This is a genomic window from Streptomyces sp. NPDC090741, from assembly GCF_044769045.1.
GTDB lineage: Bacteria > Actinomycetota > Actinomycetes > Streptomycetales > Streptomycetaceae > Streptomyces.
Window position 1 is genome coordinate 80,267 of record NZ_JBIVXF010000005.1, and the last position, 26,135, is coordinate 106,401.

Below are 26,135 nucleotides of genomic sequence, written 5' to 3' on the forward strand. Positions count from 1 at the left end.
GGGGGGCCGGGTCAGATGAGGGCGGTGGCTTCCTCCAGGGTGAGGCCGCCGCCTTCGGCGTATGCCGAGGCGTACGCGGCTTCGCCCAGCGCGGCGCGCGTCAGCTCCTCGGCGCGGGCCGCGTCCTTGCGTTCCGTGCTGATGGGGAAGTGCTGGGCCGGCAGGTGGGCGCGGTACGCGCCGAGCAGCCGCGCGGCGTCGTACGCGTGCCGCCCGCCACCGAGGCTGACGTGCGAGAGGGCCGCCGACAGCAGGTACACGGCGGGCATGTGCGGGGCGACCATGAGGGCGAGGGGGTCCCGGGCGCCCCCCATGGCCTTCCGGAGACGGGCGAGGGCGTCCGCGTACGCGCCGCCCTGGTTGTCCAGCCAGGCCATCGTGCCGACCAGGAACCCCTCGAAGATGGCGAAGGCGCCGAGCGCGAACTCCTCGTGCAGCATCTGGAGCTGGCGGCGGGCCTCGGGGATGCGGCCGGTGCAGCCGTAGACGGCCGCGAGGAACATCCGGGCGGCCGGCAGGGCCTCGTTGCCGTGGGTGAGCGGGGTGTCCAGGATCTCGGTGAGGATCTCCTCGGCCCGGGCGACCTCGCCGCTCTCGACGAGGGTCCCGGCCATCCGCACGCGCAGGACCGTGACCTGGGACAGGGCGCCGAGCCGCTCGGCGTGCTCGATCGCGGACCGGAAGTCCTCCGTGGCCGCCGCGTACTCGCCCCGCTTCTCGCGGGATTCGGCGCGGGCGGACAGGGCCTCGGCGCAGCCCCAGTCGTCGCCCAGCGACTCGAAGACGGCGTGGCTCTCGTCGGCGTCGCGGGTGGCGTCCCCGGACCAGTCGGCCCGGTTGGCCAGCACGTTGGCCCGTACCTGGAGGGCGGCGGCCAGCTCCCAGCGGTAGTCCAGCTCCCGGGCGGTGTCGACGGTGGCGTCGAGGACCTGCCGGAGCAGGGCGGGGTCCCCGGCGATCATCACGGCGTAGATCCACAGGCCGCCGGGGGTCCGGCAGGTCTGCGGCAGGCCGGGGCGGTAGGCGGCGACGACCTGCTCGATCTGGTCCCGGATCTCGGGCGCGGTCCAGCTCTCGTTGGTCTGGTCGCGCGAGGCGAGCTGGATCAGCCGGATGCCGCGCCAGGCCTCGGTGAGCAGTTCCCCGCTGTACGGCGGGGGCGTGTCGACGAGCTCTGCGTACACCGGCTCGGCGGGGGCGACGGGCGCGCGGAAGGGGTCGGGGATGAGCGCGCCGGCGGCGTTGGACCAGTGCCGGGACTCGGCGCGCAGGTCGTGCATCTGCCAGTACCAGGCGAGGGCGTGGACCAGGCAGAGCACCTCGTCGGTGTCGCGGGCGGCGACGGCGCGGCGCAGCGCGGTACGGAGGTTCTCGTACTCGGTGGCCAACCGCTCGGTGGCCTCGCGCTGGCGTCGGCCGCGCAACAGCGGCGCGGTGGTGCGGGCCAGTTCGCGGTAGTACGTGAGGTGGCGGCGCTCGGCGGCGGCGCGGTCCCCGGCGGCCTCGGCGAGCCGCTCGGCGGCGTACTCGGCGACGGTCTCCAGGAGGCGGTAGCGCATTTCGGTGCCGTCGGGGCCGGGGGCGGCGACGACGAGGGACTTGTCGACGAGGGAGCCGAGGAGGTCCAGGACGTCGGGGGTGCCGGGGGCGGCGGGGGTGGCGGAGGTGCCGGGGGCGGCGGGGGCGGCGGGGGCGGCGCAGACGGCTTCGGCGGCGGCCACGTCGCAGCCGCCGGCGAAGACGGAGAGCCGGCGCAGGACGGTGCGTTCGGATGCGTCGAGCAGGTCCCAGGACCAGTCGACGACGGCGCGCAGGGTCTGCTGGCGGGGCAGTACCGTACGGGCGCCGCCGGTCAGGAGCCGGAAGCGGTCGTCGAGCCGGTCCGCGATCTGACGCGGGGTGAGCAGCCGCAGCCGGGCCGCCGCCAGCTCGATGGCGAGCGGCAGCCCGTCGAGGCGGCGGCAGATCTCGGCGGCGGCCTCGGGGTCGTCGTCGGTGCGGAACCCCGGCCGGGCAGCGGCCCCCCGGTCTCCCAGGAGCCGGAGCGCGACGGGGTCGGGCAGCGGCTCCACCGGGCGCAGGAACTCCCCCGGCACGCCGAGCGGTTCGCGGCTGGTGGCCAGGATCCGGACGCCGGGGCAGCGGGCGAGGAGCTCCTCGGCGAGCTCGGCGGCGGCGCCGATGACGTGCTCGCAGTTGTCCAGGATCAGCAGCATCCGCCGCCGGGCGCAGTGCTCCGCGAGCCGGTCGAGGGGCTGGTCCCCGGCGCGGTCGGTCAGCGCCCGCAGCTCCTCGGCGGCGGCGCCGCGCAACTTGGTCTCGCGTGCGCCGAGCGCGGTGAGGGCGGCCTCGGCGACGTCCTCGGGGTCGTCCACGGGGGCCAGCTCCACGAACCAGACCCCGTCGGGCCAGGCCTGGGCGGCGTGCTCGGCGGCCTGCTCGGCGGCCTGCTCGGCGGCGTGCTCGGCGGCCTCCTGGGACAGCCGCGTCTTGCCCGCTCCGCCGGGCCCGAGCAGGGTGACGAGCCGCGCGCGCCCGAGATCCGCGCCGATGACCCGGATGTCCCCCTCGCGCCCCACGAAACTGGTCACCCGCGCCCGCAGGTTCCCCGGCCGGGGAATCCCGAGTGCCCCCGGAGCGCGGCTCTGCCCGGGAGCCGCCGGGTTGCCGGGGCCGGGGGCCGGGACGGGGGCCGGGGCGGGGGTCGGGGGGAGGGGGTGCGGGGTCAGGAGTTCGGTGTGGAGGGCGCACAGGGCCGGGCCCGGGTCCGTGCCCAGGCGGGCGGCCAGGTCCTGCCGGACGGCTTCGTAGGCGGCCAGCGCCTCCGCCGGGCGGCCCGTGTCCCGCAGGGCCCGGATCCGCAGGGCCTGGAGCGGCTCGTCCAGCGGGCGCTCCCCGCACAGGACGGTCAGCTCCGGGAGGGCCCGCTCGGCCTGGCCCAGCGCCAGGGCCGCCGCGAGCCGGCCCCGGCGCGCGTCCAGACGTACGGCCTCCCAGCGGGCGGACTCGGCCGCCGCGTCCGGCAGGTCGGCCAGCGCCGGGCCGCGCCACAGGCCCAGGGCCTCGTCGTACAGGGCGGCCGCCTCGGCCGGGTCCTGCGCCGCGGCGCCGGCCCGGGCGAGCCGCTCGAAGCGGTACAGGTCGACGTCCTCGCCCGCCGCGACCAGCAGGTACCCGCCCTCCACCGAGCGCACCGCCCCGTGTCCCAGCGCCCTGCGCAGCCGGCCCACCAGCGCCTGGAGCGCGGCCGGAGCATCCGCCGGGCGGTCGCCGTCCCACACCTGCTCCACCAGCAGGTGCACCGTCACGGCCCGCCCCGGGCGCAGCGCGAGCGCGGTCAGCAGCGCCCGCAGGCGCGCTCCGCCGACGGCGACGGGGCTCCCGTCGTCGCGGCTGGCCTGGGCAGTGCCGAGAATCGTGTAACGCACCGGCCCATTGTCGCTGTCCCGGGGCCCGGCCCCGTACTCCTTTTGGCCCCCTGCCCGGGGTAGGTTTCGCCGCATGGGTCATCAGGGCAGCCGCAGCGAGCGGCAGATCAGTTCCGTATTCCTCGGCATCTTCGCCGTCATGGCGGTCACCGGTTGGGCCGTGTGGACGGGGTACTCGACGAGCACCGGGCTCGCCGTGTTCCTCTTCGTCACCTCGGCCTGGATCGTCTCGCTCTGCCTGCACGAGTACGCGCACGCCCGCACGGCCCTGCACAGCGGCGACCTCTCGGTCGGGGCCAAGGGCTACCTGACGCTGAATCCGCTGAAGTACACGCACGCGCTGCTGAGCATCGTCCTGCCGGTGATCTTCGTGATCATGGGCGGGCTGGGCCTGCCCGGCGGCGCGGTGTACATCGAGCGAGACCGGATCCAGGGCCGCTGGAAGCACAGCCTCATCTCGGCGGCGGGCCCGCTGACCAACGTGGCCTTCGCCGTCGTGTGCACGGCGCCGTTCTGGCTGAACGCCCTCGACGGGGTCCCGATGGCGTTCCGCTTCGCGCTCGCCTTCCTCGCGCTGCTCCAGGTCTCGGCAGCGATCTTGAACTTCCTGCCGGTGCCGGGCCTGGACGGCTACGGGATCATCGAGCCCTGGCTCTCCTACCGGATCCGCCGCGAGGTGGCGCCGCTGGCGCCGTTCGGGCTGATAGCCGTGTTCGCGCTGCTGTGGATCCCGGAGGTCAACGGGTACTTCTTCGACGTGGTGCGCAACCTGCTGTCCACGCTGGGCGTGTCCGACCTGGAGACCTTCTGCGGCCGCGACCTCTACCGCTTCTGGCAGGACACGAACGGCTTCTGCGCGGCCCCGCAGTAAGTCCTACCCGGCGGAGCGCGCGGCCTTCTCCGCCTTCGCCTTGCGCAGGTAGAACCAGGCCATGTTCGACGTGAGCCCGGCCAGCAGCACCCACACGATCCCCAGGAAGCTGCCCTCCACGAAGGCGACCACGGCCGCGGCCACGGCTAGGACGCAGACGACGATGGCGAACACGGCAAGGCGGGGCATGGGGAACAGCTCCTCGGCGACACGGAACGGGGTCGAGCCCCACCAGTGTCCCCCATCCCCCGCAGTACTCCCGTAAAGCCGCCGACCGAGCCCCGCACTCCGCTTCCGCCCCGTTTTCATCGTTTCCCGATCTTCCGCGCGGCGCGCCGCTACGGTTCGCCGGGTACGGAAGGACGACAGTCCGGCCTGCACGGTCCGCGCGGCCGAAGCCGGGCGACTGGGGGGATGGACGTGCAGGAGATCTCAAAGGGCGCCAACGTCAGCCTGACGGCCCTCAGCGAAGACGCCGGGGCCGTGGTGGTGAGCCTGAGCTGGAGCAGCGTGTCGGGGGCCGGCGACGCCGACGTCTCGGTGCTCCTCGTCGACGGGAACGGCAAGGTCCGCAGCGAGAACGACTTCTACTTCTACAACAACCCGGCGGCCGCCGACGGAAGCGTGCAGTTGCTGGGGAAGACGCCGACCGGGAGCGGGGACGAGGACCGCATCAGCGTGGACCTCACCGCCGTGCCCGAGGGGGTCGAGCGGATCGTGGTGGCGGCCAGCCAGTACGGGGGCGCCCGGTTCGGCGACCTGGACGATCTGCGGATGACGGTCGCGGACCGCTCCGGCGAGCCGCTGGTCGGGTTCTCCATCCACGACGCGGGCGTGGAGACCGCGTTCATCTTCGGTGAGCTGTACCGGCGCGCCGAGGAGTGGAAGTTCCGCGCGGTCGGGCAGGGCTACGAGACCGGGCTGGCCGGTCTGGCCACCGATTTCGGCATCGCCGTCAACGAGGAGGCGGACGAGACCGAGGAGACGGGCGAGACGGGCGAAGCGGGCGAAGCGGGCGACGGCGCCGAGGCCATCGAGATGGCGAAAGCCGCCGACGCCGTGCCCGCCGCGAAGACCGGGCCGGTCGCCGCGCCCGCGACCGGGGCCCCGGCCCCCACCCCCACGGAGCCGGTCGCGGTGCCCGCCCAGACCCGCGGCCGGGGCCCTCGTACGACCAAGAAGAAGGTCACCCTGCCCAAGGTGGCCAAGAGCTCGCTCGCCGAGAACGACTCCTGGCGCCCGGCCCGGCTGTTCCCCGTACCGACGCTGAAGAGCGACAAGGAGCGGGAGGTGCGCGCCACCTCGGTGCTGCTGTCCGTCATGGCACAGGTACCGGAGTTCGGCCGCCGCCTCACCGCCGCGTTCGGCGCCCCCGCGGGCCGGATGCAGACCTTCACCGAGGTGTCCCTCCCCCACGGCGACACCCCGCGCCGCCCGGACGGGGTGATCCGCGTCGAGCGCGCCGGGAAGCTCTGGACGGCACTGGTCGAGACCAAGACGAACGGCAACCCGCTCAAGCCCGAGCAGGTCCAGCAGTACACGGACATCGCCGCCCGCCGCGGCTACGAGGCCGTGATCACGCTCTCCAACGACGTCGCCCTCGAAGGCGCGGCGATGGTGGACGTCAAGACCGACGGTCGGCGCAAGCACAAGGTCAGCCTCTGGCACCTGTCCTGGGCCGAGGTGGCCCACCAGGCCCAGATGCTGATCCGTCACGAGGGCGTGGGCAACGCCGCGCACGCCTGGCTGCTCCAGGAGCTGCTGGAGTACCTCCAGCACGAGCAGTCGGGCTGCCACGGCTTCCAGAACATGGGCGCCGCCTGGGTGCCCGTACGCAAGGGGATCGAGGACGAAACCCTCGCCTCCGACGACACGCGCGCCGTCGAGGTCGTCGAGAGCTGGGAGCGGCTGATCCGCCAGGTCTGCCTGCGCCTGGGCGGAGAGCTCGGGCAGAAGGCGCTCCCGGTGCAGCGGGTGCGGCGCGGCAGCGATCCGCAGGCGCGCCGGACGGCCGCGGCGCAGAAGCTGTGCCTGGACGGGCGGCTCACCGCGGAGCTGCGCATCGACGGGACGAGCAGCGTCATCGCGGTGACCGCCGATCTGCGGACGGGCAAGGTCCGCACCTGCGTGGACGTGCCGGCACCGGAGGGCTCGTACCCGCTGACCACGGTGAAGCGGCTGGTGCGGCTGCTGGCCGAGGCTCCGGCGGACCTGCACGTGGAGAGCCTCGTCGAGGGCGGCAACGGGCCGCGCGGCACCCTGGAGCGGCTGCGCCCCGAGCCCGGCGACCTGCTGCCCAAGGGCGGCGCCGCGCTCACCGGGTTCCGGCTCTCGCTGATCAAGGGCATGGGCAACACCCGTGGCAATACGGAGTCCGGTTTCATCCGTAGCGTCGACGAGGCCGTGGACCGCTTCTACCAGGGGGTCGTGGCGCATCTGGGGCCCGTGGAGGCGCGCGCCGGGCGCCGGGGCTGATACCGGCCGAGGTACCGCTGCGCCCGTCGGGGGCGCAGCGGCGGCGGCTCAGACGTCCGTGACGCGCAGGCCCGTGTGGGCCTTGTAGCGGCGGTTGGTGGAGATGAGGTTGGCCACCAGGGACTCGACCTGGTGGGCGTTGCGCAGACGGCCCGCGAAGACCCCGCGCATGCCCGGGATACGGGCGGCCAGGGCCTGGACGATGTCCGTGTCGGCGCGGGATTCGCCGAGGACCATCACGTCGGTGTCGATCTCCTCGACCGACTCGTCCTGGAGCAGGACCGCCGAGAGGTGGTGGAAGGCCGCCGTCACGCGGGAGTCGGGGAGCAGCGCCGCGGCCTGCTGGGCCGCGCTGCCCTCTTCGACCCGGAGGGCGTACGCGCCCTGCTTGTCGAAGCCCAGCGGGTTGACGCAGTCCACCACGAGCTTGCCCGCGAGGTCCTCGCGCAGGGCTTCGAGGGTCTTGGCGTGGCCCTCCCACGGCACCGCGATGATCACGATGTCGCTGCGGCGCGCGCACTCGGCGTTGTCCGCGCCCTCCACGCCGAGGCCCAGCTCGTCGGCGGCGCTCTGCGCGCGCTCGGCGGCGCGGGAGCCGATGATCACCTTCTGGCCGGCCCGGGCCAGCCGGTAGGCCAGGCCCCGGCCCTGGTCACCGGTGCCGCCGAGGACGCCGACGACGAGGCCGGAGACGTCCGGCAGATCCCACGGGTCCTTGGCGGGCGCCTTCGCCGCGGCCTGGGCGGGCGGATTCTGAGTGCTGTCTGTGGAGGTCATGGGGGCGAGGGTAATGCCGTGATCCCGAGAGGCGAACGGACGTGAACCGACGCCGTCGGGCGAACCGGGGCGAAGTGCCCCCGTAGGTCCCTTTCCTACGGCAGGATGCCGATATGGACGCCGTGAGGGTCGCGCTGCTGCGCGAGGTGCTCGCCGGTACGCAGTGGCCCGGCGCCGCGCGCCGCTTCGCCGGATCGCTGCGGCACTCGGTCGTACCGGCCGGCGGGAACCTGCTGCTGGTGGGGACCGAGCAGTACGAGCCGTGGCATCTGGCGGCGCACCTGGTGGACGAGGCCGCCTGGTCCGGGCTGCCGGAGCTGGCGCCCATGCTCGTACGGCACCGGGTGCCGCCCGGGCAGCCGGCGCACCTGTCGGTGGGGCTGGGCCGGCTGGAGGGGGCCCGGCGCGGGCACACGCTGCTGGTGGTGGCCCCGGAGCAGCCCGGGGCGGGGCTGCTGGAGCGGGTGCACGACGCCCGGCGCGCGGGGGCGACCGTACTGTCGCTGCACGGCGGGGACCCGGATCTCGCCGCGCTCGCGCACGACGCCCTGTCGGTACGGGAGGGCGCCGGCGAGCTGGACCTGGACACGGTGCAGCACCTGGTCAGCGCGGCGGCCGGGGAGAACGGCCTGCCGGTGCAGAGCGGGCCGCGGCGGTTGCGGGACCGGCTGGCACGGCTGGCCGACCAGCTGACCGCGCCGCCGCCCAGCCCCTGGTAGGCCGCGAGGCGCTATGGCGCCATGGCCCTACGGCCCTACAGCCCTACAGCCCTACGGCCCTACGGCGCGCTCGTACCCTCGTCCTCTTCGCGGGACTTGTCGTTCCAGTTGGGGTCGTTCTGCCATTCGAGGTTGCGCTCCTGCGCGGTCTCCATGGCGTGGGCCGCTTCCTCCGGCGTGGAGTACGGGCCGAAACGGTCCTTCGCCGGACACTCCGGGCCTTCCTCCACCTTGTTGTGGACCAGGCAGTAGTACCATTCGCCGGGTTTGCCCACCTGGCGCTTCTTGAACAGGGCCATCGTCCTCGGGCTCCTCTCGATACCGCTCTCTGCCGCCATGCTGCCCCATCCCCGCTGGATACACTCGCTTGCATGTCTGGCCAGTCGCTGCTCGTACCAGGCGAGCTCTCTCCCGCCCGTTCCGTTCCCGGAAACATCCGCCGGCCCGAGTACGTGGGCAAGCCCGCGCCCACTCCGTACACCGGACCGGAGGTGCAGTCCGCCGCGACCATCGAGGCCATGCGCATCGCCGGCCGGATCGCCGCCCAGGCGATGGAAGAGGCCGCCAAGCTGATCGCCCCGGGGGTGACCACCGACGAGCTGGACCGGGTCGCGCACGAGTACATGTGCGACCACGGCGCCTACCCGTCGACGCTGGGCTACCGGGGCTTCCCGAAGTCCCTGTGCTCCTCGGTGAACGAGGTCATCTGCCACGGCATCCCCGACTCCACCGTCCTGCGCGACGGCGACATCGTGAACCTCGACGTCACCGCGTTCATCGGCGGCGTGCACGGCGACAACAACGCCACGTACCTGTGCGGGGAGGTGGACGAGGAGTCGCGGCTGCTGGTGGAGCGCACCCGCGAGGCCCTGAACCGGGCCATCAAGGCCGTCAGGCCGGGCCGCCAGATCAACGTGATCGGCCGGGTCATCGAGTCGTACGCGAAGCGCTTCGGCTACGGCGTGGTCCGGGACTTCACCGGGCACGGCATCAACTCGTCCTTCCACTCCGGCCTGATCATCCCGCACTACGACAGCCCGCACGCCACGACCGTCATCGAGCCCGGGATGACCTTCACGATCGAGCCGATGCTGACCCTGGGCACGCACGAGTACGACATGTGGGCGGACGGCTGGACCGTCGTCACGAAGGACCGGAAGCGCACCGCGCAGTTCGAGCACACACTGGTCGTGACGGACACGGGCGCCGAGATCCTCACCCTTCCGTAACAGCTCTCCGTAAAAGCTCTCCCCAAAATCACTCCGGAAGGGTTTTACCGACAAGGCGTCGGGAAGAGATTGACTTAGGTAACCCTAAGCGCGAGGATCGGGCGTGGCGGCCGTGCCGTCACGCCCGCCGGGCTCCGTTGTTCCTCGTCCCGTCTTCGGAGGATTGTCTTGGACGCCTTCTCTACGGTCATCCGTGTCGCGTCGCACGAGCAGCACACCGAGGCAGAGACCTCGACGTTCATGAGCGACCTGCTCGGCGGCCGTCTCGGGGTGGACGCGTACGCGCGCTACACCGAGCAGCTGTGGTTCGTGTACCGGGCTCTGGAGGATGCGGCCGAGTCCCTGAAGGACGACCCGGTGGCGGGCCCGTTCATACGGCCCGAGCTGATGCGCGTGGCCGAGATCGAGCGGGATCTGGCACACCTGCGCGGCCCCTCGTGGCGCGAGACGCTGGTCGCGCTGCCCGCGACCGAGGCCTACGCGGCCCGCGTGGCGCAGTGCGCGGCCACCTGGCCCGGCGGGTACGTCGCCCACCACTACACCCGCTACCTGGGCGACCTCTCGGGCGGCCAGATCATCCGCGACAAGGCGGAGCGGGCCTGGGGCTTCACGCGCAAGGGTGACGGTGTGCGGTTCTACGTCTTCGCGGACATCTCCAACCCCGCGGCCTTCAAGCGGACCTACCGCGAGCTGCTGGACTCGATCGCCGCGGACGACCTGGAGAAGCAGCGCATCATCGACGAGTGCAAGCGCGCCTTCGACTTCAACGGCGCGGTCTTCCGCGAGCTGGGCGCGGAGTTCCCGCTGAGCGCCTGACGCTCCCCCGTACGGACGACACCCCCGGCGCCCGCCGCCCGGCGCCGGGGGTGTCGCGGCTGCCCCGCCTGCCCCGCCCCGCGCCGTCAGTCGCCGTGGGTCAGCCAGAGGGCCAGGCCGACGCCGATGAGTACGACCTCGACGGCCTTGGCGCAGACGAGGGCGAGTGCGGCGCCGATGCTGCCCGCCACGATGCGGTTCGTACGCTGCGCCGGGGTCCGGGGCCGCCGCCAGGTGAGGGCCGCCAGGCCCAGCGGGAGCAGGTACGGGAGGGAGAGCCAGAGCGGGGAACGCGGCAGGTCGGAGGCCGCGTAGCTCAGGCCGCCGGCCACCAGCGTCAGCGCGGTGAACAGCGCGGGGACCAGCAGCCACGGCTGCGGCGGGGCGTGCGGCGGCCGGACGGCACTCGATGGCGTGTTCATGTGGTTCATACGGCCATGGAACCGCCGTCCGGCATCCCGCCCCCAGCGCACACGTACTCAATCGCGGGTGCGCACCTACTCGGTTCGGACCTACTCGGCGCGCGGCGTCGGGAGCTTCGCGAAGCGGACGCGGCCGCCGATCTCGACGGTGCCGTCCGGGCCGGGCGCGGTGAGGATCTGGGAGCCCGCGCCCTGGGTGATGTTCAGGGCCCGGTTCAGCTCGGCGGTCAGCAGGATCGCGGCCGATCCGGTGGCCTCGTCCTCGGCGATGACCCCGTCGGGGCGGCGCGGGAAGCCGCGGGCCCGGATGCGGCCGGCGGTCTCGTCCTCCCAGGCCCAGGCGTACAGCCAGCCCTCGCCGGGCGGCGGCGCGGGCAGCGCGTCCACCTCGGCGGGGCTGGCGTACTGCTCGGTGCGCTTGCCCTCGACCCACTCGGGCAGGGCCGTGATCCAGGTGAACTCCCCGTCGTCACGCGCCCATACGGAGCCGGCCGGCGGCTGGAGCTCCTCGATGTCCAGCAGCCAGGCGACCCCGACCAGCGGATGCCCCGCGAAGGACATCCGCGTACCGGGGGTGCGGATGTCGACGACCCCGCGCTCGGAGTCGTCGACGAACACCGTCTCGCTGTAGCCGAGTTCGGCGGCGAGAGCCTGTCGCGAGGCGTCGTCGGGGCAGGATCGGCCGTCACGGACGACACCGAGCAGGTTGCCGTGCCGTCCGTCGCCCGCACAGAAGACCTTGAGCACATCGAGATCGTTCACGCGGGAAATTGAAACACGGTTCAGCTCTGGACCGCGCGCCGCCTGCGGGCGAGGAGGACGGCGCCGGCACCCGCCGCGACGACCGCGCCGGAGGTGGCGAGCAGGGCTCCGGCCGGGACTTCGGCGCCGGTGCTGGCGAGGTTGCCGCCGACGCCGCCCCCGCCCACGGTGCCACCCGTCCCGCCGGACCCGCCGGACCCGCCGGTGGCGGACGTGGGGGTGGTGGGCGCCGTGGTGGGGATCACCCCGTCCTTGTCGACGGAGACCGAGAGGGTGACCGGGTCGGTCGGCTTGCCCTCGGCGTAGTCCGGGCTCGGGGCGCCGATGGCCGCCGCGCCCTCGGCGGTGAAGGCGGCCGGAACGGCGTTCAGGGTGAGCAGGCCGCCCGAGGTCCGGTACTCGGCCTTCGACAGGTCGAGCGTGGCGAAGGGGACGTTCACCTTGGTGGCGGTGGGCGACTTGACGTCCAGGACGAGCGTGCCCTTCTTTCCCTCGGCGTTGATGCGGACGTTCGCGAAGGTCATGTCGACGCCGTGGTCGGCCCGCTGGAAGCGCAGGTTGCCCGCGAACGTGGCGTTCAGCTTCTGCTTCTTGACGTCTAGCTCGCCCTTGCCGAGGGCGAAGGCGAAGGTGTCGCCGCTCGCGACGGCCCCGCCCGCCGGGGTGACCGAGCCGCCGCCCTTGACCACGTACGAGCGGAAACCTTCCTTCACGCCCCAGGCGAGCCGGCCGCCGAGGAGCTGCTGCGGGCCGTCGGCCGCGGGGGAGCTCGCGCCCGGGGAGGGGGTCACGGAGTTCGACGGGCTCGACGGGGTCGGGGACGGGGAGGTGGACGCCGACGGCGACGGGGTCGCGGACGGGGACGGGGAGGTGGACGGCTGCCCGAACTGCAGGGCGGCCGTGAGCGGGTCACCGGCCAGGCCGACGTACTTGTCCGAACCCAGCTGTTCCGCCGCCTCCTTGGTGAGGGTGGTGCCGAGCTTCTCCATGGACTGCCCGCCGAAGGCCACGTCGGCCATGGGGACATCGGGGGTGAGGGTGCCGTTCTTGGTGACGTCGGCGGTCAGCTTCTTCGTGCCCGTGTCGAAGCGGAGGTTGGCGAGGGTCAGCTTGAAGCCGTGCGCGGGCGCGTCGAAGGTGACGCTCCCCTTGAAGGCGGCGGTCACGATGTGCCCGCCGTCCTTGTCGTACTGGCCGGTCGCCGAGCTGAAGCGGAACGTGCCGTCCGCGTTCAGGGTGGCCCCGTCCGCCGGGGTGATCGTGCCCTTGGCGATGTTCAGGACGTACGAGCGGTAGCTCGCCAGGACTCCCCAGTCGAGGGTGCCGTTCACGATCGGCATCGGCGCGGAGGCGACGGCCGCGGAGGCCTGCCCGCCGCCCACCGCCGTAGCGGGCAGGACGAAGGCGGTGGCGCCGAGCGCGGCTGCGGTGGCGACGGCGGCCGCGAGGGCGAGCGAACGGCGGTGGGACGAGGACATGACGGGGGCCTCCTGAAGGGCGACGGGGTTGAGGGAGGGACGGAGCGGATCAGGGCCGGGGCGTCGGCGCGTCTGCGTCGTCTGCGGTGTCCGCGGCATCCGGCGCGTCCGCGGTGCGCTTGCGGCGCAGGACGAGGAAGACGGCGCCTGCGGCCAGGACCAGGACGGCCACGCCGAGGGCGGCGTACAGCCCGGTGTTCGAGGACCCTTCGGCCTTCGCCGCCGACGCGGGCGGGGAGGCGGAGGGCGACGGCGCGGCGGGCGGGGCCGTCGAGCCGAGGTCGGGCAGGGCCGGCAGCTTCGCGGTGGCGTCGAGCGCGACGGCGAGCGAGACGGGGTCCATCTCGGTGCCGGCCGCATACAGGGAAGGAATGGCCATGGAGTTGAAGGCCTGCGAGCCGCCCTCGGTGAGGGTCGCGGGGGCTTCGGTGAGGGTGACGAGCGCGCCCTCGGTCTTCAGTGCCCTGGCGTCGAACTCGACGAGCGCGACCGCGCTCTTCGTCTCGGAGCCCGTGGTGACGTCGGCGGACAGGACGCCCTTGCCGTTCTCCACCTTGACGCTCAGCTTGCCGAGCTTCAGGTCCAGATGGGCGCCGCTGAAGTGGACCGTGCCCGCGAACGTGGCGTCGAGCGTGCCCTTCCGGCCGTCGTACGCGCCCTTGCCCTGCGGGAAGCGGAACAGGGCGCCGCCGTCCTGGGCCCCCTCGGCGAGGGTCCACTTGCCCTGACCGACGGAACCGGTGACATATTCGCGGAACGTACGCCGCACACCCCAGTCGACGGCGGCTTCGGCGAACGTCCCCTGGGCGGCCTGCGGATCCTGCGAGGGCTGCGCCGGGGTGGTCGCGGACGGCACGGACGACGAGGGATCGGCGGCCGGCGCGGCCTTGACGTCGGCGGAGAGCGAGACGGGGTCGAGCTGCGCGCCCGCCGAGTAGTAGCCGGCGAAGGCCTTGGCGCCCTGGTCGGTGAGGGTGGCCGGGATGTTGGTCAGGGCGACGGGACTGCCGCCGCCCTTCATGTCGACCCCGCCGAGGCCGAGGGTGGCAAAGGGCACCTGGGTCTGGGTGGTGACCGCGCCGGTGTCCTTGGCCTTGCTGGAGACGTCCGCGTAGAGGGTGCCGCTGCCGCCGTCGATCTTGACGGTGGGGCGGCCGACCGTCAGGTCCAGCTCGTACGTGCCGTCCGGCTTCTGGTGGCCCTGGAAGCTGACGCCGCCGCTGAAGGCCGCCTCGAAGGCGCCGGATTCCGGATCGTAGGAGCCGGTGGCCGAGTGGAAGCGGAACAGGCTGCCGCCTACCGTGGCGGCCCCATTCTTCAGCTTGAAAGCGCCTTTCGCGACGGGACCGGTGACATAACTCTGGAAGGACGATTTGATGCCCCAGTCGAGTCGGCCCCCTTGTACGGTGCGGCCGGCCGCATGCGCGGCGGTGGCCGGGGCCAGGGCGCCCAACAAGGCCGCCAGGGTTGCCAACAGGGCGACTGCCGACGCGCGGGCGGGTCTCGCAGGCATGGTTGTCCCCTCCCAGGGCTGGTTAATAAGGTTAGGCTAACCTAAGCTACCTCCAGTCGGAGGGGAACCCCCGGTTCCCTGGAACCTCAACACCCCAGCCGGACGATCAGGACGGTGCCTTCGTGCCTACGCCCGCCGCGTCAACCCGCTTCCCCCGCCGCGCCCTTGCCCTCGCGGTCACCTTCACCGCACTGGCCCTGGCCTCCCTGACGGGCTGCGGAGGCACATCCGCCACCGGCGCCGGCGCCGGACCCGGCACCGCCGCCCGCCCGGCCGCCGCACCGGACCGGGTGGAACCGCTCACCCCGGCGCCGCTGCCCGCCCTCCCGGTCACCGCCGCCTCGGCGGACGGCCGCCAGGTGACCGTCACCTCCGCGGACCGGATCGTCCCGCTGACCGGCAGCCTGAACGAGATCGTCCAGACGCTGGGCCTCGGCCCGCAGGTCGTAGCCCGCGACATCACGGCCACCTTCGAACAGGCCGCGCAGCTCCCGGTGGTGACCCGGGGTCATGACGTCTCGGCGGAGAGCGTGCTGTCGCTGCGCCCGACGCTGGTGCTGGCCGAGACCACCTCCGGACCGGCCGAGGCGATCCGGCAGATCCGCGACGCGGGCATCCCGCTCCTGGTGGTGGCCCCGGCCAAATCGCTGGAGGACGTGCCGAAGCGGATCGAGACGGTCGCCGCCGCACTCGGCGTCAAGGACGCCGGGGCGCGGCTGAACGAGCGCACCGCCGAGCGGATCGCCGCCGCCCGCAAGGGCATCCCCGCCTCCGCGGCCTCCGGGAAGAAACCCCGGGTGGCGTTCCTGTACCTGCGCGGCACCGCGTCCGTGTACCTGCTGGGCGGCTCCGACTCGGGCGCGGCCTCGCTGCTCGAAGCGGCCGGCGCGCTGGACACGGGCAAGGAGTCGGGACTCGGCAAGGACTTCACCCCGATCACGAGCGAGGCGCTGGCGGCCGCCGCGCCGGACGCGATCCTGGTCATGTCCAAGGGGCTGGAGTCCGTGGGCGGTACGGACGGTCTGGTGAAGATCCCGGGCGTGGCCCAGACCCCGGCGGGGATGGACCGGCGGGTCGTCACCGTCGACGACGGGGTCCTGCTGAACTACGGCCCGCGCACCGACCAGGTGCTGAGCTCGCTGATCTCCCAGCTGTACGGAAAGACCGTGTGACGTGACGTGACGGAACAGAACACGGGCGCGGCCACCTTCCGGGGGCCGGCCCCCGAACGCCCGCGCCCGGAACACCGACGGGGCCGGATGAGCCGGTGACGGCCGAAGCGCCCAGGGCCCGGACGGGTTCCCTGCTGGTCGTGGGGCTCGTCCTCGTCCTCGCCGGGCTGGCCCTGGCCTCCGCCGGGGTGGGGGCCTACGGGATTCCCGTCGGCGACGTCCTCGGCTCCGTGCAGCACCGCCTCGGGCTCGGCGGAGCCGCCCTCGACCGGGTCGGCGAGAGCGTGCTGTGGAACGTACGACTCCCCCGGGTCGTGCTCGCGCTGCTCGTCGGCGCCAGCCTGGGCTGCGCGGGGGCCCTGATGCAGGGGGTGTTCGGGAACCCGCTCGCCGAACCCGGAGTCATCGGGATCTCCGCGGGCGCAGCCGTCGGCGCGGTGGCCGCCATCGGGCTCGGGCTCAGCTTCTTCGGCAACTGGACGATCACCGCCTGCGCGTTCGTCGCCGGGCTGATCACCGTCGGCGCCGTCTACCTCCTCTCCCGCAACGGCGGCAGGACCGAGGTCGTCACCCTGATCCTCACCGGCATCGCCGTCAACGCTTTCGCCGGCGCCCTGATCGGCCTGTTCGTCTTCTTCGCGGACAGCGGCCAGGTCAACCAGATCACCTTCTGGCAGCTGGGCTCCCTCGCCCAGGCCACCTGGCCCAAGGTGCTCGCCGTCCTGCCCTGCGCGCTGGCCGGTCTGCTGATCGCCCCCTTCCACTCCCGCAAGCTGGACCTGCTCTCCCTCGGCGAGCGCCCCGCCCGCCACCTCGGCGTGGACGTGGAGCGGCTGCGCCTCGCGCTCATCCTCGTCGTCGCGCTGCTCACCGCGGCCGCCGTCGCCGTGGCCGGCATCATCACGTTCGTCGGGCTGCTCGTCCCGCACCTGCTGCGCATGGCGAACGGCCCCGGGCACCGCTTCCTGGTCCCGGGCAGCGCGCTGGCCGGCGCCGTGGTCCTGCTCGCGGGCGATCTGGCCGCCCGGACCATCGCCCGGCCCGCCGAGCTGCCGCTCGGGGTGCTGACCGCGCTGATCGGCAGCCCCTTCTTCTTCTGGCTGCTGCGCCGTACCCGCCGCAAGCAGGGAGGCTGGGCATGAGCATCCCCTTCCTGCGGCGCGGCCGGCGCTCCGTCCCCGCCCGGCCGGCCCCCGGCGCCGCCTTCGCCGAGGCCGTCGGCCTCCGCGTCCGGCTCGGCGAGCACGAGGTGCTGGCCGGGATCGACCTGACCGCCCGGGCCGGCGAGGTGCTGGCGCTGGTCGGCCCGAACGGCGCCGGCAAGTCCACGCTGCTGGCCGCCCTCTCGGCCGATCTGCCCGCGGCCGGGGGGCTCGTACGGATCGACGGGCGCCCGGTGGGCGACTGGGCGGCTGCGGATCTGGCCCTGCGCCGGTCCGTGCTCCCCCAGTCGGCCGAGATGTCCTTCCCGTTCCCGGTCGGGGACGTCGTACGGATGGGCCGCGCCCCCTGGGCCGGCACCCCGCTCGCCGACTCCGACGAGGAGGCGGTGGCCGCCGCCATGGCCGCCACGGAGGTGGCCGGCTTCGCCGCCCGCCCCTTCTCGGCGCTCTCCGGCGGCGAACGGGCGCGGGTGGCGCTGGCCCGCGTACTGGCCCAGCGGGCCCCGCTGTTGCTGCTCGACGAGCCCACCGCGGCCCTGGACCTGCGCCACCAGGAGCTGGTGCTGCGGATCTGCCGGGAGCGGGCCGCGGCCGGGGACGCGGTGGTGGTCGTCCTGCACGACCTGGGCCTGGCCGCCGCGTACGCGGACCGGGCCGCCGTACTGCACGACGGGCGGATCGCGGTGGACGGACCGCCGGCCGAGGTGTTCGAGGGCGGGCTGCTCAGCCGGGTCTACCGGCAGCCGGTGGAGGTACTGCCCCATCCGCGGACCGGGGTTCCGCTCGTGGTCCCCGTACGGGACGAGGAGCGTTCCGCGGAACGCGGCGACGACTCGGCCGCGCGCCGTTCCGCCGTACGGAACGGTCACATCGGCTTGACCTCCGCTTGACCCTCCCATGGGTTGGCCCTGGAGACCCCGTGACGGCCCCGTGTCCGGCGGCCCGCCGTGTGGGCTGAATCACTGGACGTACGGGCATAGGTCAGGTAAGCCTCGGTTAAGTTAGGTCCGCCTCACCGGCCGTCCCTCCTGATCGGGGCGGCCGTCTGCCGAACGCCAGACAGCCAGGAGCCCGCATGCGTCCCGCCCGCCTCACCGTCCTCACCGCGGTCGCCGCCGTGACCGCGCTGACCGCAGTCACCGGCTGCGCCGAGAAGAGCGGCAGCGGCGACGGGGCCGTCAAGGTCGCCGCCTCCGACAGTGCGTGCGAGGTCTCCAAGACGGAGTTCCCGGCCGGCAAGGTCACCCTTGAGGTCGAGAACAAGGGCTCCAAGGTCACCGAGGTCTACGTCCTCTTCCCGGACGACCGCATCGTCGCCGAGCGCGAGAACATAGGCCCCGGCACCAAGGCCTCCATCACCGCGGAGATCAAGGCCGGCGAGTACGAGATCGCCTGCAAGCCCGGCATGAAGGGCGACGGCATCCGCCAGAAGATCAAGGTCACGGGCGGCGGCGCCGTCGAGAAGCGCAGCCCCGAGCTGGACGCCGCGGTCGCCGAGTACCGCAAGTACGTGCAGGCGCAGGCCGACGAGACCCTCCCCAAGGCGCAGGCCTTCGCGGACGCGGTCAAGGCCGGCGACCTGGAGGCCGCCAAGAAGGCGTACGCCGCGTCCCGCATCGGCTGGGAGCGCACCGAGCCGGTCGCCGAGTCCTTCGGCGACATCGACCCGAAGGTCGACGTCCGCGAGGACGGCCTGGAGGCCGGCCAGGACCCGGCGAAGGACTGGACCGGCTGGCACCGCCTGGAGAAGGCCCTGTTCGCCGACAAGAAGATCGGCGACGACGAGAAGAAGCTCGCCGACCAGCTGATGACCGACCTCACCGACTGGCAGAAGAAGGTCGGCCAGGCGGAGATCACCCCCACCTCGATGGCCAACGGCGCCAAGGAGCTGCTGGACGAGGTCGCCCGCGGCAAGGTCACCGGTGAGGAAGAGCGCTACAGCCACACCGACCTGGTCGACTTCAAGGCCAACGTCGAGGGCGCCCAGAAGGCGTACGAGCTGCTGAAGCCGGTCGCCGCGAAGAACGACCCGGTCCTGTCCGCGGAGCTGGACAAGCAGTTCGCCGCGATGAACACGCTGCTCGACAAGTACCGCGCCGACAAGACCGGCTACGACTTCACGGCGTACGACACGGTCGGCCAGGAGCAGCGCAAGGAGCTCTCGGACGCCGTCAGTGCGCTCGGGGAGCCGCTGTCGAAGCTTGCCGCCACAGTCGCCAAGTAACGCGTATCAGGGGTACGGACATGTCTGAGGACACCAGCACCACCGACTCGGCCGCCGAGTCCGCCACGTCCGGCGAAGCCGTCACGTCCGGCGAAGCCGTCACATCCGCCGCCGGCAGTGACGGCGCCGGCGGGCCGTCGCGCCGGTCCGTGCTCGGCTGGGGCGGTGCCGGGCTCGCGCTCGGCGCCGCCGCGGCGGGCGGCACCGTCGCCGCGCTGACCGGTGGCACCGACCCGGTGCCGGCCGCGCTCAGCGGCTCCTCCGTGACCTTCCACGGCGCGCACCAGGCCGGCATCGCCTCCGCCGTCCAGGACCGGCTGCACTTCGCCGCGTTCGACGTGAAGACGAAGGACCGCGCCGAACTCGTCCAGCTCCTCAAGGACTGGACGCGGGCCGCCGAGCGGATGACCGCCGGACTCCCCGTCGGCGAGGGCGCCGTCGGTGGACTCCCCGAGGCCCCGCCGGACGACACCGGCGAGGCCCTCGGCCTCAAGCCGTCCCGGCTGACGCTGACCATCGGCTTCGGCGCCTCGCTCTTCGCCAAGGACCGGTTCGGCCTGGAGGGCAGGCGCCCCGAGGCCCTGGTCGACCTGGAGCTGTTCCCCGGCGACAACCTCGACCCCGCCAAGAGCGGCGGCGACCTCTGCGTGCAGGCCTGCGCGGACGACCCGCAGGTCGCGGTGCACGCGATCCGCCAGCTCGCCCGGATCGGCTTCGGCAAGACGGCGGTGCGCTGGTCGCAGCTCGGCTTCGGCAAGACCTCGTCCACCACCCCGGACGAGCAGACCCCGCGCAACATGATGGGCTTCAAGGACGGCACCCGGAACGTCGCGGGCACCGACGCCGCCGCCCTCGACAAGCACGTCTGGGTCGGGGACGAGGCCAAGGACGGTTCGGCGTGGATGGCCGGAGGCTCGTACCTGGTCGCCCGCCGGATCCGCATGCACATCGAGACCTGGGACCGTACTCCGCTCCAGGAGCAGGAGGACATCTTCGGCCGGGACAAGGCCGAGGGCGCCCCGGTCGGGAAGTCGAAGGAGCGCGACGAGCCGTTCCTGAAGGCGATGAAGCCGCAGGCGCACGTCCGTCTCGCGCACCCGGACACCAACAGCGGTGCCACGATCCTGCGCCGCGGCTATTCCTTCACCGACGGTTCGGACGGGCTGGGCCGGCTCGACGCGGGCCTGTTCTTCCTGGCCTACCAGCGGGACGTCCGCAAGGGCTTCATCCCGATCCAGCGCAACCTGTCCAAGAACGACGGGCTCAACGAGTACATCCAGCACGTGAGCTCGGCCCTCTTCGCCGTTCCGCCGGGCGTCCGCGACAAGGACGACTGGTGGGGCCGGGCGCTCTTCGCGTAGTTCCGCGGACTCGAAAGGAACCTACGTGTTCAGCAACTATCTGATCGGCCTGCGCGAGGGGCTGGAGGCCAGTCTGGTCGTCTGCATCCTCATCGCGTACCTGGTGAAGACCGGGAACAAGGACAAGCTGGGACCGCTGTGGCTCGGCGTCGGCCTCGCGGCCGCGCTCAGCCTGGCCTTCGGGGCGGCGCTCGAATTCGGCACCTCGGAGCTGACCTTCCAGGCGCAGGAGGCCATCGGCGGCAGCCTGTCGATCGTCTCGGTGGGCCTCGTGACGTGGATGGTCTTCTGGATGAAGCGCACCGCGCGGCACATGAAGGCCGAACTGCAGGACAAGCTCGACGCAGCCCTCGCGATGGGCACGGGCGCCCTGGTGACGACGGCGTTCCTGGCCGTCGGCCGGGAGGGCCTGGAGACCTCGCTGTTCGTGTGGCGCTCGGTGCACGCGGCCGGAAACGGCGCGGGTCCGCTGGTGGGCGTGCTGCTCGGCATCGGCTCGTCGATCCTGCTCGGCTGGCTGTTCTACCGCGGCGCGCTGAAGATCAACCTGTCCAAGTTCTTCACGTGGACCGGCGGAATGCTGGTCGTGGTCGCCGCGGGCGTGCTCGCGTACGGGGTGCACGACCTCCAGGAGGCCGGGTTCCTGCCGGGCCTGATGAACAAGGCCTTCGACGTCAGCGCGGCCGTCCCGCCGGACAGCTGGTACGGGACCCTGCTGAAGGGCACGTTCAACTTCCAGCCGGACCCGACCTGGCTCCAGGTCGGAGTGTGGGTGGCCTACCTGGTCCCGACGCTGCTGCTGTTCTTCGGGGTCTTCGCCCGTACGAAGGCGCCGGCGCCGGCCGCGCCCGCGGAGACCAGGACCGGCTCGTAGGGCTGCGGCTCGCACGGCATGCGGAAGGGGCCCGGATCATCTCGATCCGGGCCCCTTCCGCACGTCCGGGTCACCACAACCGGTCGACGAGCCCCGGGTACAGGGCGATCCGCGCACCGGCGAACGCCGCGGCCTCGGTGTCCGCTCCGGGAAAGTCGGCCAGGACCTCCTTGGTGAACCCGGGAGCGTCCGTGGCCAGCGGCTGCCCGGGCGTCCCCCCGAGCAGTACGGTCCCCGGCAGCCGGGTGAAGCCGGCCGCCTCGTAGAAGGGGACGAGCGGCCGGTCGCAGCTGAACAGGACGAGGTCCACGGCCGGGTCGGCGGCCAGCGCCGTACGGGCCGCCGCCACCAGCCGCCCGCCGTACCCGCGCCCCCGCGCGGTGTCACGGGTCACCACGGCACTGAGCCCGGCGGCCCGGTACGTCCGCCCGGCGTGCCGGACCGGCTTGAACAGCAGCGCGAGGGAGGCGGCCACCGTGCCGTCCTCGTCCACGAGCACCATCGTCCGGGGGGCCAGCTCCGGGTCGTGCCCGGCAGTGGCGCCGGGCCAGGCCTGCGCCTCCAGGTCCGCGACCTGCGCCGCGAGCTCCGGCGGCAGCTCGGCCTCCGCGTACGTCAGCACCCTCATCCGATGCGGACCGCGCTGCCACCCACCCGGATCCGGGCGTCGCCCGGGCGCAGTTCCACCGTCAGGACTCCGGGGCGGCCCATGTCCTGGCCCTGGTGGAGGGTGAGGACGGCGTCCGCCGGGGCCAGGCCGAGCTCGCGCGCGTACGCGCCGAAGGCGGCCGCGGCGGCTCCGGTCGCGGGGTCCTCGACGACGCCGCCGACCGGGAAGGGGTCCCGTACGTCGAACAGCGCCGGGCCCGTCCGGTGCACCAGCTGGACCGTGGTCAGCTCCAGGCGCCGCATCAGCGCCTCCAGCCGGGGGAAGTCGTACGCGAGGTCCGCGAGCCGGGCCCGGGTGGCGGCGCCGAGCACCAGGTGGCGGGCTCCGGCGTAGGCGATCCGGGGCGGGATGCCCGGGTCCAGATCGGCCTGCGGCCAGTCCAGCGCGGCCAGCGCCTCGGCGAGGTCGGCCGGGGCGACGTCCTCGACGTACGGCTCGACGCTGGTCAGCACGGCCCGCAGGCCCCCGTCGGACGCGGCGACCGAGACGGGCACCGTACCGGCCGGGGTCGCGAACACCAGCTCGCCCGGACCGATCCGCTCCGCCAGCGCCACGGAGGTGGCCACGGTGGCGTGCCCGCAGAACGACACCTCCGCCTTCGGGCTGAAGAACCGCAGCGTGAAGGCCCGGCCCGGCTCCCCGTCGAGGCCCTGCGGCGGCGCGGTGAGGAAGGCGGTCTCGCTGTAGCCCAGGCCGGCCGCGATCTCCAGCATCCGGGCGTCGTCCAGACCGCTCGCGTCGAGCACGACACCGGCGGGGTTGCCCCCGGCCGGGTCGTCCGAGAAGGCGGTGTAACGCAGTATCTCAGTCTCAGTCATGATCGCCCCAACTCCCGGTCCGGCGCCCGCATTCCCGTCCGACGCACGTATTCCCGTCCGACCCCGGCCGGGGGTCAGCCGCGCCCGATGTACGGCATAGTCGTCGCCATCACGGTCGCGAACTGCACGTTCGCCTCCAGCGGCAGCTCCGCCATGTGCAGCACCGTGCGCGCCACGTCCGCGGCGTCCATCACCGGCTCCACCGCCAGCTGCCCGTTCGCCTGGAGGATCCCGGTCTGCATCCGCTCGGTCATCTCGGTGGCCGCGTTGCCGATGTCGATCTGCCCGCAGGCGATCCGGTGCGGCCGCCCGTCCAGCGAGAGCGACTTCGTCAGGCCCGTCATCGCGTGCTTGGTCGCGGTGTAGGCGATCGAGTTCGGCCGCGGCACGTGCGCGGAGATCGAGCCGTTGTTGATGATCCGGCCGCCCTGCGGGTCCTGCGCCTTCATCTGCCGGAAGGCGGCCTGCGCGCACAGGAAGGCCCCGGTCAGGTTGACGTCCACCACTTGGCGCCAGGCCTCGTACGCGAGGTCCTCCAGCGGGACCCCGCCCGGGCCGAAGGTCCCGGCGTTGTTGAAGAGGAGGTCGAGGCGCCCGTACCGCTCCCGTACCGCGGCGAACAGCGCGGTCACGTCGTCCGGATCGCTCACGTCCGCCGGTACGCACAGGACGTCCGCCCCGGCCCCGGCGGCCTTCGCCGTCTGCTCCAGCGGTTCGCTCCTGCGGCCGGCCACGGCCACCGACCAGCCGGCGGCGGCCAGGGTCAGGGCGACGGAGCGGCCGATGCCGGAGCCCGCACCGGTCACGACGGCGATCTTCTTCCCACTTGCGCTCATGGGGCCGCAGGGTACGTCACATGTCGCATCGGTCCACGGACGTTCCGATAGCTGAGAGCATGGGTCGGTCGGGGGTGTGAAAAGACGACGAAAAGACTGGAGTTCCGCATGTCGGAGAGAGGCCCCGCGACGGCCCCCTCGCACGAGCCGCCGCCCGAAACGCCCTCCGCACCGCAGACCGCTTCCACGCCGAAGACCGTCGCCATACCGGCGCAGGCTGCTTCCGCCCCGCTCACGGCCGCCCGCCGTACCGGACTGCTCGTCACCTTCATACTCGGAGGACTCAGCGCCCTCCCGCCGCTGTCCATGGACATGTACCTGCCGGCCCTGCCGCAGGTCACCGGCGCCCTGCACAGCCCGGCCGCCACGATCCAGCTCACCCTCACCGCCTGCCTCGCCGGCATGGCGCTGGGCCAGCTCGTCATCGGCCCGATGAGCGACAAGTGGGGCCGCCGCAGGCCCCTGCTGATCGGCATGGTCGTCTACGTCCTCGCCACCGCGATCTGCGCCCTCGCGCCGACCGCCGAACTGCTGATCGGCTTCCGGCTGCTCCAGGGCCTGGCCGGATCGGCCGCGATCGTCATCGCGCGGGCCGTCGTACGCGACCTGTACGACGGGGTCGAGATGGCCCGGTTCTTCTCCACGCTGATGCTGATCTCCGGCGTGGCCCCGATCATCGCCCCGCTCATCGGCGGCCAGATCCTGCGCTTCGCCGACTGGCGCGGGGTGTTCGTCGTCCTCACCGGCGTCGGCGCCGTGCTCACCCTCGTCGTCTGGCGCAGCCTCGGCGAGACCCTGCCGCCCGAGCAGCGGCAGACCGGCGGCGTGGGCTCCGCGCTGCGGACCATGCGGGGGCTGCTGGCCGACCGCGTCTTCGCCGGGTACACGCTGGCCGGCGGCTTCGCCTTCGCCACGCTGTTCTCGTACATCTCGGCCTCGCCCTTCGTGGTGCAGGAGATCTACGGGGCTTCGCCGCAGGCCTTCAGCCTGCTGTTCGGCCTCAACTCCGTCGGCCTGATCGCCGCCGGGCAGGTCAACGGCAAACTGCTGGTCGGCCGGGTCCGCCTGGACAAGGTGCTGGGCGGCGGGCTCACCGTCATCACGGCGGCCTCGCTCTCGCTGCTGCTGATGTCCACCGGGGTGTTCGGGGAGGTCGGGCTGGTCCCGATCGCGTCGGCGCTGTTCGTGCTGATGTCGGCGATGGGCATGGTCCTGCCGAACACCAACGCGCTGGCGCTGATGCGCACCCCGCACGCGGCCGGGTCGGCCTCCGCCCTGCTGGGCACCTCCTCCTTCCTGGTCGGGGCGATCGCCTCGCCGCTGGTCGGGATCGCGGGCGAGGACACGGCGGTGCCGATGGCCCTGGTCCAGCTGGTGTGCTCGCTGCTGGCGGTGGCCTGCTTCGCCGGCATGTGCCGGCCCTGGCAGAACCGGGACTCCGCCGTCTGATCCGGGCTTCCGGGGCGCCGGCGCGGCGTCCCGGACCCCGCGGGCGCCGTAAACTTCGCTGGTGAACGCCTCCGCTTCCGCCTCCGTGCCCACCACCGCCGATACGCTGCGGTCCGCGCTGGGCGGGCTGCTCGACGGGATCCCGTCGAAGCAGGCCACGGCCGCCGTCGACCGGCTGATCGCCAGCTACCGCGGCCGGACCCCGACCGACGCGCCCATCCTGCGCGACCGCTCCGACGTGGCGGCGTACGCGGCGTACCGGATGCCGGCCACCTTCGAGGCCGTACGGTCCGCCCTCGACGCCCTCGCCGAGGCCGCCCCGCAGTGGTCCCCGGGCTCCCACGTGGACGTGGGCGGCGGCACGGGCGCGGCGACCTGGGCGGTGGACGCCACCTGGGACGGCCCGCGCGACACCGCGGTCCTGGACTGGGCGGAGCCGGCGCTGGCCCTCGGCAAGGAGCTCGCGGCCGCCTCCGGTTCGCAGGTGCTGCGCACCGCCGAGTGGCGCCGGGCCGTCATCGGATCCGGGCTGGCGCTCCCCGAGGCGGACCTCGTGACCGTGTCGTACGTACTCGGCGAGCTGACGCCGGAGGCCCGCCGGGCCGTGGTCGCCGAGGCGGCCCGCGCCGGGCAGGCCGTGGTGCTGATCGAACCGGGCACGCCCGAGGGGTACCTGCGCATCCGCGAGGCCCGCGACCAGCTGATCGAGGCGGGGCTGAAGGTCGCGGCCCCCTGCCCGCACGACGGCACCTGCCCGATCGAGGTCGGCCAGGACTGGTGCCACTTCTCGGCGCGGGTCAGCCGGTCCTCCCTGCACCGGAAGGTCAAGGGCGGGTCCCTCCCGTACGAGGACGAGAAGTTCAGCTACGTGGCCGCGACCCGCTTCCCGGTGGAGCCCGCCCCCTCCCGGATCACGCGGAAGCCGCAGATCCGCAAGGGGCTCGTCCAGCTGGAACTGTGCGGTCCCGAGGGACAGGGCCTGACCCGGGCCACCGTGACCAAGCGCCACGGTGACCTCTACAAGGCGGCGCGGGACGCCGACTGGGGGCAGGAGTGGCCGCCGGCCACGCGGTAGGAC

The 26,135-nt window shown here is 73.2% G+C and carries 24 protein-coding genes; 13 read left to right on the forward strand and 11 right to left on the reverse strand.

Translation table 11 applies throughout. The features are described 5' to 3' along the window. Nucleotides 1-11: 11 nt before the first annotated feature. Nucleotides 12-3,503 carry an AfsR/SARP family transcriptional regulator gene (locus tag ACIQU4_RS15115; protein ID WP_403729832.1) on the reverse strand — a complete coding sequence of 1,164 codons (3,492 nt, stop codon included), beginning with the start codon at nucleotides 3,501-3,503 and terminating at the stop codon, nucleotides 12-14. Between ACIQU4_RS15115 and ACIQU4_RS15120 the strand changes: the two genes are divergently transcribed. Next, nucleotides 3,502-4,299: a site-2 protease family protein gene (locus ACIQU4_RS15120; RefSeq protein WP_403729835.1), complete on the forward strand. Its 798-nt coding sequence runs from the start codon at nucleotides 3,502-3,504 to the stop codon at nucleotides 4,297-4,299. The genes ACIQU4_RS15115 and ACIQU4_RS15120 overlap by 2 nt on opposite strands. Before the next feature lie 3 nt (nucleotides 4,300-4,302). Here the strand turns inward: ACIQU4_RS15120 and ACIQU4_RS15125 are convergent, their stop codons facing one another. Continuing rightward, complete coding sequence (locus ACIQU4_RS15125; RefSeq protein ID WP_403729837.1) at nucleotides 4,303-4,488, reverse strand: hypothetical protein; 186 nt, start codon at nucleotides 4,486-4,488, stop codon at nucleotides 4,303-4,305. A gap of 240 nt (nucleotides 4,489-4,728) precedes the next feature. On the opposite strand from ACIQU4_RS15125, the gene ACIQU4_RS15130 reads away from it, so the two are divergent. Then, entirely contained in the window at nucleotides 4,729-6,774 is a 2,046-nt protein-coding gene (locus ACIQU4_RS15130) for a TerD family protein (protein WP_403730927.1), read from the forward strand. Between the two features lie 48 nt (nucleotides 6,775-6,822). On the opposite strand, the gene npdG is transcribed toward ACIQU4_RS15130, so the two are convergent. Continuing rightward, nucleotides 6,823-7,551, reverse strand: coding sequence for an NADPH-dependent F420 reductase (npdG, locus tag ACIQU4_RS15135; RefSeq protein WP_030156291.1), 729 nt, complete (start codon nucleotides 7,549-7,551; stop codon nucleotides 6,823-6,825). A gap of 113 nt (nucleotides 7,552-7,664) precedes the next feature. Here npdG and ACIQU4_RS15140 point away from each other — a divergent pair, with 113 nt between their 5' ends. Beyond that, the gene (locus tag ACIQU4_RS15140; protein WP_403729840.1) at nucleotides 7,665-8,270 is read left to right on the forward strand and encodes a hypothetical protein; all 606 of its coding nucleotides are present in this window, start codon (nucleotides 7,665-7,667) and stop codon (nucleotides 8,268-8,270) included. A gap of 59 nt (nucleotides 8,271-8,329) precedes the next feature. On the opposite strand, the gene ACIQU4_RS15145 is transcribed toward ACIQU4_RS15140, so the two are convergent. After that, nucleotides 8,330-8,569, reverse strand: a complete 240-nt coding sequence (locus tag ACIQU4_RS15145) for a hypothetical protein (protein ID WP_403729842.1) — start codon at nucleotides 8,567-8,569, stop codon at nucleotides 8,330-8,332. 72 nt (nucleotides 8,570-8,641) lie between these two features. Between ACIQU4_RS15145 and map the strand changes: the two genes are divergently transcribed. Then, on the forward strand, nucleotides 8,642-9,499 hold the full coding sequence (gene map / locus ACIQU4_RS15150; protein WP_403729845.1) for a type I methionyl aminopeptidase: 858 nt from the start codon (nucleotides 8,642-8,644) through the stop codon (nucleotides 9,497-9,499). A gap of 168 nt (nucleotides 9,500-9,667) precedes the next feature. Then, nucleotides 9,668-10,315 (forward strand): heme oxygenase (biliverdin-producing), encoded by a 648-nt coding sequence (locus ACIQU4_RS15155; RefSeq protein WP_403729847.1) that lies wholly within the window; start codon nucleotides 9,668-9,670, stop codon nucleotides 10,313-10,315. Nucleotides 10,316-10,401: 86 nt separating this feature from the next. Here the strand turns inward: ACIQU4_RS15155 and ACIQU4_RS15160 are convergent, their stop codons facing one another. The 4 genes from ACIQU4_RS15160 to ACIQU4_RS15175 all read right to left on the reverse strand — a co-directional run bounded on the left by ACIQU4_RS15160 (nucleotide 10,402) and on the right by ACIQU4_RS15175 (nucleotide 14,490). Further along, nucleotides 10,402-10,746, reverse strand: coding sequence for a hypothetical protein (locus ACIQU4_RS15160; protein ID WP_403729849.1), 345 nt, complete (start codon nucleotides 10,744-10,746; stop codon nucleotides 10,402-10,404). Nucleotides 10,747-10,827: 81 nt separating this feature from the next. Next, on the reverse strand, nucleotides 10,828-11,499 hold the full coding sequence (locus ACIQU4_RS15165) for a PhzF family phenazine biosynthesis protein (RefSeq protein ID WP_403729851.1): 672 nt from the start codon (nucleotides 11,497-11,499) through the stop codon (nucleotides 10,828-10,830). Between the two features lie 20 nt (nucleotides 11,500-11,519). Continuing rightward, a complete protein-coding gene (locus tag ACIQU4_RS15170) occupies nucleotides 11,520-12,977 on the reverse strand; it encodes an HtaA domain-containing protein (RefSeq protein WP_403729854.1) in 1,458 nt (485 codons plus the stop codon). A gap of 49 nt (nucleotides 12,978-13,026) precedes the next feature. Beyond that, on the reverse strand, nucleotides 13,027-14,490 hold the full coding sequence (locus ACIQU4_RS15175; RefSeq protein ID WP_403729857.1) for an HtaA domain-containing protein: 1,464 nt from the start codon (nucleotides 14,488-14,490) through the stop codon (nucleotides 13,027-13,029). A gap of 122 nt (nucleotides 14,491-14,612) precedes the next feature. Between ACIQU4_RS15175 and ACIQU4_RS15180 the strand changes: the two genes are divergently transcribed. From ACIQU4_RS15180 to efeU, 6 genes are all read left to right on the forward strand, one after another. After that, nucleotides 14,613-15,662, forward strand: a complete 1,050-nt coding sequence (locus tag ACIQU4_RS15180; RefSeq protein WP_403729859.1) for a hemin ABC transporter substrate-binding protein — start codon at nucleotides 14,613-14,615, stop codon at nucleotides 15,660-15,662. A gap of 95 nt (nucleotides 15,663-15,757) precedes the next feature. Beyond that, complete coding sequence (locus tag ACIQU4_RS15185) at nucleotides 15,758-16,804, forward strand: FecCD family ABC transporter permease (protein ID WP_403729862.1); 1,047 nt, start codon at nucleotides 15,758-15,760, stop codon at nucleotides 16,802-16,804. Next, on the forward strand, nucleotides 16,801-17,715 hold the full coding sequence (locus ACIQU4_RS15190) for a heme ABC transporter ATP-binding protein (protein ID WP_403729865.1): 915 nt from the start codon (nucleotides 16,801-16,803) through the stop codon (nucleotides 17,713-17,715). The genes ACIQU4_RS15185 and ACIQU4_RS15190 overlap by 4 nt, the downstream gene beginning before the upstream one ends. Before the next feature lie 185 nt (nucleotides 17,716-17,900). Beyond that, complete coding sequence (gene efeO / locus ACIQU4_RS15195; protein WP_403729868.1) at nucleotides 17,901-19,049, forward strand: iron uptake system protein EfeO; 1,149 nt, start codon at nucleotides 17,901-17,903, stop codon at nucleotides 19,047-19,049. A gap of 20 nt (nucleotides 19,050-19,069) precedes the next feature. Further along, nucleotides 19,070-20,410: an iron uptake transporter deferrochelatase/peroxidase subunit gene (gene efeB, locus ACIQU4_RS15200; protein WP_403729871.1), complete on the forward strand. Its 1,341-nt coding sequence runs from the start codon at nucleotides 19,070-19,072 to the stop codon at nucleotides 20,408-20,410. A gap of 25 nt (nucleotides 20,411-20,435) precedes the next feature. Beyond that, nucleotides 20,436-21,284, forward strand: a complete 849-nt coding sequence (gene efeU / locus ACIQU4_RS15205) for an iron uptake transporter permease EfeU (RefSeq protein WP_403729874.1) — start codon at nucleotides 20,436-20,438, stop codon at nucleotides 21,282-21,284. Nucleotides 21,285-21,354: 70 nt separating this feature from the next. Here the strand turns inward: efeU and ACIQU4_RS15210 are convergent, their stop codons facing one another. From ACIQU4_RS15210 to ACIQU4_RS15220, 3 genes are all read right to left on the reverse strand, one after another. Further along, nucleotides 21,355-21,912 (reverse strand): GNAT family N-acetyltransferase, encoded by a 558-nt coding sequence (locus ACIQU4_RS15210; RefSeq protein ID WP_403729877.1) that lies wholly within the window; start codon nucleotides 21,910-21,912, stop codon nucleotides 21,355-21,357. Further along, on the reverse strand, nucleotides 21,909-22,772 hold the full coding sequence (locus ACIQU4_RS15215) for a PhzF family phenazine biosynthesis protein (protein WP_403729880.1): 864 nt from the start codon (nucleotides 22,770-22,772) through the stop codon (nucleotides 21,909-21,911). Before ACIQU4_RS15215 ends, ACIQU4_RS15210 begins: the two co-directional genes overlap by 4 nt. Nucleotides 22,773-22,846: 74 nt before the next feature. Beyond that, nucleotides 22,847-23,608 (reverse strand): SDR family oxidoreductase, encoded by a 762-nt coding sequence (locus tag ACIQU4_RS15220; RefSeq protein WP_403729883.1) that lies wholly within the window; start codon nucleotides 23,606-23,608, stop codon nucleotides 22,847-22,849. Nucleotides 23,609-23,716: 108 nt separating this feature from the next. Here ACIQU4_RS15220 and ACIQU4_RS15225 point away from each other — a divergent pair, with 108 nt between their 5' ends. Then, nucleotides 23,717-25,057, forward strand: coding sequence for a Bcr/CflA family multidrug efflux MFS transporter (locus ACIQU4_RS15225; RefSeq protein ID WP_403729886.1), 1,341 nt, complete (start codon nucleotides 23,717-23,719; stop codon nucleotides 25,055-25,057). A gap of 61 nt (nucleotides 25,058-25,118) precedes the next feature. Further along, nucleotides 25,119-26,132, forward strand: coding sequence for a small ribosomal subunit Rsm22 family protein (locus tag ACIQU4_RS15230; protein ID WP_403729888.1), 1,014 nt, complete (start codon nucleotides 25,119-25,121; stop codon nucleotides 26,130-26,132). The last annotated feature ends 3 nt before the right edge of the window (nucleotides 26,133-26,135 follow it).